Consider the following 1620-nt stretch of genomic DNA (forward strand, 5'->3'; position numbering starts at 1 on the left):
CAGAGGGCGACACTGTGATCGAAAATGGCGAGAGTCCGGTTGGGACGGGGCTGCCGAGCGGGGACAGGGTGCCGTCCGTGTTTACCGTGTACATCGACACCGTGTTGCTGTTCAAATTTGCCACATACGCGGCTTGGCCAGAGGGCGCCACCGCGATAGAGAGTGGCACGACTCCGGTTGGCACGGGGCGGCCAAGCGGGGACAGGGTGCCATCCACGTTCACCGTGTACATCGAAACCGTGTTGTCCTTCGAATTTGCCACATACGCAAACCGGCCGGAAGGCGCCACCGCGATCGAGAGCGGGTGGCTTCCGGTTGGCACGGGGCTGCCGAGCGGGGACAGGGTGCCGTCCGTGTTCACCGTGTACATCGACACCGTGTTGCTGTTGACATTCGTCACATACGCGAAATGCTTCGCGGGCACCAGCAGGTACGCCTGTGTCTGCCCATTGAAGGTGCCGTATCCCGTGATAGTACCGTTATCCGCGATGCTCGTGGCGCTGTTGAGCACCCAGCCCGATGTAGCCGGAATCAATGTGTTGAGATCGACCATGCGTCCCGAGCCGCCCTGCGCGCTGCTCTGGTAAATAAAAGCGTGCGAGGCGGCGTTCTTCGCTGTATAGCTGTTGCCGACGATCTTTCCCGCAGCGTTGATCGCGTTGGCTTGGCTAAAGCTGCCGCCCAACGTGCCCAGATCCGTCGTCGTGCCCAGCGGTGCAGTATTGAGCAGGAAAGCATGAATGGCCTGATTGCCTTTTAGCATGCTGCTGCCCACCACCTGGCCACTGTTGTTGATGCCCGTGGCAATGGTCACCAACCCACCCAGCGAACCCAGATCCTGCATGCTGTCTGCGGCATACGGAGAATTGATCAGGAACGCATGCGTGGTCAGGGAATCCTTCTTCAAACTGGTGCCCACCACCTGACCTCTGTCGTTGATCGCGGTCGCCACGCTGATCGGGCCGCCCAGCGTGCCCAGATCCTTCATGCTGTTGGGTGTATATGGCGCATTGATCAGAAACGCGTGGACCGACAATCCTCCCGTCGTACTGCTGCCGACCACCTGGCCATTCGCGTTGATCGCGTTTGCCACGCTGAGCGGCCCACCCAACGTGCCCAGATCGATCAGGCCGCCCGTCGCGCGGGTCACAAACGCATGAGTTACCGGGCTGTTCGGTTTGACGAAGCTGAAACCGGCCACGATACCGCTCGCATTGATGCTGAGCGCACTGCTGCCAGCGCCGGCGCCGAGGTTTTTCATCAGGCCGCCACTGTACAGGAACGCGGTGAGCGGCAAGGCTTTGCCCGCGGTACTGCTGCTCGCGCCGGCAACCTGGCCATTGGCGTTCACCCCATAGCCATAGCTTGTCGTGCCGCCCAAGGTACCTAGCGCAGTGATGGTATAGTTCTGGGCGAACGTACTGTGAGCCGCACAGAGAAGTGCGACGACGCTGAGTCGTCGTAGGACGGACAGAAAGTGCATGATTCAACTCCTTCGTTTGATCATAACGAAGCAACAAATCATCGACGGCCGATCTGCAGTACGCACGAGCCGTACCGAGCAAAAGCCTTCCGCAGAGCACACCGGTCTCTTAAGAGACTCGACCCTTGCCGAGAGCA

1 protein-coding gene is annotated in these 1620 nt (G+C 60.2%); it reads right to left on the reverse strand.

Annotated elements, in window-relative coordinates; all coding sequences use genetic code 11:
- Positions 1–1483 (reverse strand): beta-propeller fold lactonase family protein (locus tag P0D80_RS50015; protein ID WP_408296127.1); only part of this gene is annotated, 1483 nt, incomplete at its 3' end.
- Between the last annotated feature and the right edge of the window lie 137 nt (positions 1484–1620).

The organism is Paraburkholderia sp. RL17-373-BIF-A, assembly GCF_046030175.1.
In the GTDB taxonomy this organism is placed as follows: Bacteria; Pseudomonadota; Gammaproteobacteria; order Burkholderiales; family Burkholderiaceae; genus Paraburkholderia.